The sequence below is a fragment of the Xanthomonas axonopodis genome, from assembly GCF_001304695.1.
Taxonomy (GTDB): domain Bacteria; phylum Pseudomonadota; class Gammaproteobacteria; order Xanthomonadales; family Xanthomonadaceae; genus Xanthomonas; species Xanthomonas axonopodis.
This window is the reverse complement of the sequence record NZ_JFAQ01000293.1, coordinates 1-4,540: the sequence shown is the minus strand read 5'-3', so window position 1 is coordinate 4,540 and position 4,540 is coordinate 1. Positions and strand designations below refer to the sequence as shown.

At 65.7% G+C, this 4,540-nt stretch carries 4 protein-coding genes and 1 pseudogene; 3 read left to right on the top strand and 2 right to left on the bottom strand.

Features of this window, described 5'->3' with window-relative positions:
• Positions 1-337: 337 nt before the first annotated feature.
• Positions 338-1,234: an RluA family pseudouridine synthase gene (locus XAXN_RS19815; protein WP_054320787.1), complete on the top strand. Its 897-nt coding sequence runs from the start codon at positions 338-340 to the stop codon at positions 1,232-1,234.
• Positions 1,235-1,353: 119 nt separating this feature from the next.
• A pseudogene (locus tag XAXN_RS23360) lies at positions 1,354-1,677 on the top strand (hypothetical protein); the annotation flags it as partial.
• A gap of 11 nt (positions 1,678-1,688) precedes the next feature.
• On the opposite strand, the gene XAXN_RS19805 reads toward XAXN_RS23360, so the two are convergent.
• Positions 1,689-2,099: a hypothetical protein gene (locus XAXN_RS19805; protein ID WP_054320785.1), complete on the bottom strand. Its 411-nt coding sequence runs from the start codon at positions 2,097-2,099 to the stop codon at positions 1,689-1,691.
• Between the two features lie 103 nt (positions 2,100-2,202).
• On the opposite strand from XAXN_RS19805, the gene XAXN_RS19800 reads away from it, so the two are divergent.
• Complete coding sequence (locus XAXN_RS19800; RefSeq protein WP_054320784.1) at positions 2,203-2,601, top strand: antitoxin Xre/MbcA/ParS toxin-binding domain-containing protein; 399 nt, start codon at positions 2,203-2,205, stop codon at positions 2,599-2,601.
• A gap of 103 nt (positions 2,602-2,704) precedes the next feature.
• Here the strand turns inward: XAXN_RS19800 and XAXN_RS19795 are convergent, their stop codons facing one another.
• Positions 2,705-4,303: an alpha/beta hydrolase gene (locus XAXN_RS19795; RefSeq protein WP_054320783.1), complete on the bottom strand. Its 1,599-nt coding sequence runs from the start codon at positions 4,301-4,303 to the stop codon at positions 2,705-2,707.
• Between the last annotated feature and the right edge of the window lie 237 nt (positions 4,304-4,540).

The following is a 4,540-nucleotide window of genomic DNA, read 5'->3' as shown; positions in this document are numbered from 1 at the left end:
GTTGCCCACATGAAGCACAGAGGCCTCCCAACAGAGGCCTCGATCACCGGGATTGCCCTGAATGGGCAAAGCGATCTACGCGCCCCATCGTCTATGTGCATCCAACCTCCCGCGAAACGCGGGAACGGGGCTTGATCAGCGTTGCCCTAAGTTCCAGAGCACCACGCGTCGATGCGCTGCCATCGCGCGGGCGCACATCGCTTCGCGCATGAGCAAGCCGGCGACTGCAGCGATCAACCGATGCTGCAGTGCTGCATGCAACCGCCACGCTGCATGCACTGCGTCGCCGCATCGCGCGTTACCATGCTGCACTCTCGATCTTGTTGCGATCTCGGCAATGCCCGATGCACCCCGCACCCACGATGGCACACCGGCCAGCCGCTTCCAGCTGCCTGCTGGCCCGTGGGTCTCGGTCTTCGATGCGCTGTGCGCGTGTTTTCCGTCGATTACCGCTGAGCGTTGGCGCGATCGTTTCGCACGCGGCCTGGTGCGCGATGCCAATGACCAGGCCCTGGGGCTGTCAGCACCGTATCGCCTGGGTGCGGACGTCCGCTATTTCCGCGAGGTCGCCGATGAGCCGGTGATTCCGTACGTCGAGACAGTCGTGCACGCCGACGCGCAGTTGGTGGTGGCCTGCAAGCCGCACTTTTTGCCGGTGGCACCAGCCGGTGCATACGTGCGCGAGACGTTGCTGACGCGACTGGTGCGGCGGCTGGACAACCCGGCGCTGGTGCCGTTGCACCGCATCGATCGCGAGACCGCGGGGCTGGTGCTGTTCTCGGTCAACCCTGCCACGCGCGGGATCTATCAGGCCCTGTTTCGCGAGCGGCGCATCCGCAAGCACTACCTGGCAGTGGCACCACCGCTGCCACAGCTGACATTTCCGCATGTGCATCGCAGCCTGTTGGAGCCGGGGGAGCCGTTTTTTCGCATGCGCGAGGGCGTGGGCGAACCAAACAGCGAGACAGTGATCGAGGTGGTCGCACGCAACGCAGACACCTGGACGTATCGGCTGGAGCCGGTGACCGGGCGCAAGCATCAACTGCGTGTGCACATGGCCGCGCTGGGCGCGCCGATCCTGCACGATCGGTTTTATCCAGAGCTGGAAGACCAGCGGCCCGATGATCCGGAGCGGCCGTTGCAGCTGTTCGCGCAGACGCTTGCATTCGATGACCCGATGACCGGTGAGCCCCGGCACTTCGCTGCGACGGTCGAACCCATAAAGCCAGCTTGAGATGCGAGCCTCTGCTTCGCTAAGGAATTGAGGCGAAATATCTGATTTTCAGATATTCGAAAGAGCGCGCTACGGTGGCCTTGCGGACATCCCGTCCGTTCAAGTCGAGGACTGACGCCATGACTGCTTCGAAAGCCCTTTCGACCACCGCTCGGCGACGCGCCACGCCAGCGGCCACGCTGCAAACGCAGGAGGAGCACTTCACCTTCGGCGTCACCCTGCAGCAGATCGACAAGTTCCATACGCTGCTGCGCACGATCACCGCGCAGAGCGACATGGTGGCGGTCTGCAGTGGCAAGCCACTGGACGCCACCAGTCTCTCGGTGTTTGGCGAGAGCATCTTCAATGCCGCCCGCGCGGTGCGCGGTGTGGTCGATGAGATTTGCGAACAGCGGCTCGGCGGCGGCGACGGCCCGGCCGATGCCGCCGAAGCGCGCGTGCAATCGCGTCAGCCTCAACGCACCTTGTACAACACCGCCGCACCCGGCCTGGGTTCGAACATCGGCACGGTCTGCTGCTTGAGCGCGGTGCCCTTGGCATCCCACGCCAGGGTGTCGGTGGGGTATTCGTCCTTGCGGGTCATGCTGTCGATCTGTTTGGTGATGACGGTGGATCCGGCCTTCACTTCCGGGTTCCAGGCGAACACGCCCAGGCGGCCGTAGAACACGGCCGGTGCTGCGGCGTCCAGGCGGCGGTCGGGGCACATGACCAGGCCGCGTTCCAGCATCACGCGCAGCGCGCCGACCGGGACGGCCTTGACGGTGGGCGTGGTGCGTTCGGTGCTGTGGCCGGGGCAGACATTGGCCGAGCGGGTCAGCATGTCTTCGACCACCTGACGGTGCCGCGCCGCCGCGCCGCGCTGCATAACGCAACGGCCGCTGACGCGCCTGGCGGCTGTCAGGAGCCTCCCGATTGAGCGGCAGCAGCGACCCGGTTAGCGTGCGCGCACGTACTCAGCTGGACACCCCATGGAACGCGCCGACCTCATCGCAGCAGTGCTGACCGGCATGCGGCGCGCCGAAGACTTTCGCGCGCGGGACTCGCTTTACAGCACTGCGCACAGCGAGCAGATGCAGGTGGACCACGGCAAGGCGGCCGACGCCGAGCTGGTGCTGTCGATGTTTGCGTTCACCCCCGAGCACCTGAAGTTACTTGGCACCGCCGGCATCGAAAACCTGGGTGAAATCGTCTGCCACGCGTGGGCCTTGAACGGTGGCAATAACGAGGCGCTGATCCGCTGGTTTCGCCAACCCATGAATGCTCTCGACGGCCAGACGCCTGCGGCGATGGTGCGTGGCGGGCGCATCCAGGTGCTGCTGCTGGTGCTGCGCCAGCAGGTGGAATGGGAATTGCCGCGCTCTGGCTGACGCCCGACCGGCACCGCCGCGCATGCGACCTGGCAGGCGCAGTGCGATTGCGGTAGGCGTTGCACGCACGTAGCGCTGCGTGCAACCCGGCGATCTCAGCCGCTCATCGCTTCGGTCGCGCCACCGCGTACATCTCTGCGGCGATCTTCTTCATCAGCGCGTCGCTGTCGTCGCTCTCGGCATAGAGATCGAAGTGGGTGCGGCCTTCCAGATAGCGGAAATCGCTCCTGGCGCCCAGGCCATCCAGCACCGCCTGGAACTTATGCGCCGCGCCATCCAGGTAGAACGTATCGGCGGTGCCAACGATCAGATGGATCTTCCCATCCAGATCCGGCTTGAGCGTGGGCCATCGCGCGGCCACGCGCGCGGAAATGTCGTAGTGGGTACGCCAATAGGCCACCACGGCCGGATCCACCTTGCCGGTGTCGCGGTCGAACATCGGCAGCGGCCGGCCGTCGGCGCCGCGCGGCGAAAAGACCCACTCGAACGAGGTGAACTGCCCGCCGTATGGGCCGAGCACGCGCTCGAGCTTGGCGAAGGTTTCCAGATCGGCCAGCACCTTGCCATGGTCGCGGATCAGCGGGAACTGGCTGCCGTCCGCACGGCGGTAGAAGTTGGCGTTGGGCGCGTACAAATCCGGGCCGGTAAAGTTGCGGAAATCGCTGGAATCCGGCGAGGTGGACCAGGTGCCGCCAAACAGTTTGGGATAGCGCGTCTGCAACCAAAGCGTGGCCCAGCCGCCGGACGAATGCCCGGTCAGGAAGCGGCCGCTGGCCTTGCCGTCCATCTTGTACTGGCGCTCGAGCGCCGGAATCAACTCTTCGGTGAGCGCGGTGCCCCACGGGCCGTTGTTGACCGAATCGGCGAACTCATGGGTGCCGGTGGGGGTGGACTGATCCAGGAAGACCCAGATCATCGGCGGCATCTGCTTGGCCGCCATCAGGCTCCAGGTGGACGCAATGCTGCCGGCGAAGCGGTTGTAGCTACCGCCGAAGCCATGCGTGACATACACGGTGGGATAGCGCGTGGCGGCCTTGGCGTTGTAGCCGGGCGGTGTCAGCACACGGGCGCGCAGCGACACCGGCCGGCCCCAGAACGCGCTGAGCGATGGGCTCACCATCGAGGCATCGGCGCTATGCAGCTTGGCTTCGGGCATCGCATCGCGCACCGCCTGCGACGCGCGCGGCGAGACCTGCCACGGATTGTCCGAGACCGGCACCTGCTTGCTCAAGGTCAGCGCCGGCAGCGGCTTGCCCTTGGCCAGGGTCACGGCGGTGACCTCGCTCAGCAGATCGCCGCCATCGCGGCCGCTGTAGCCATAGCTGTGGTCCGGGTCCAGCACGGCCTGGAACAGATAGGCGCCCGCCGGAAGCGCGGAAAACCCGCTGGGGTAGGCGATGTTGTCCAGATCGATCTGCACGCTGGCCGCCGGCGCAAGCCCGGCGACCTCCTGCGCGGCCACCGCGGTGGCGGTGGGACGGAACGGGTTGGTATCCACGTCCTCGACCTTGCCGTCCTTGGCCAGGGTGGCGAACACCAGCAGGCGCCCGGAGGCGGGCTGGTCGGTGGCGCCGCCCAGGGTGACGCGCAGCAAACGATGCGCGGCCACCGGCGCGGCCGCATGCGCGGCGCATGCGCACAGCAGGCCAACGGCCAGGCCCAGGCGCGGGGCAAGACGAGGGGCAAGACGACGCAGGGACATGCGGATCCTTTGGAACGTAGCCGGATGGAGCAGGCGCACACGGCCTGGCGCAGACTGTAACTACTTTCGGGCGGCTTTGGATCTCAAGTGCGAGGAAATTCCACCCATCCGACCTGAGCTAGCTAGGATGCCTTGCTTGGCTAATTCCTCAACTGCGGCTTTGACAAGCTGGCACTGATTCCATCATTTTCCTACTTGCCGGTTATCTAGTTGATATGATACGCCCAGGGTTCCGTA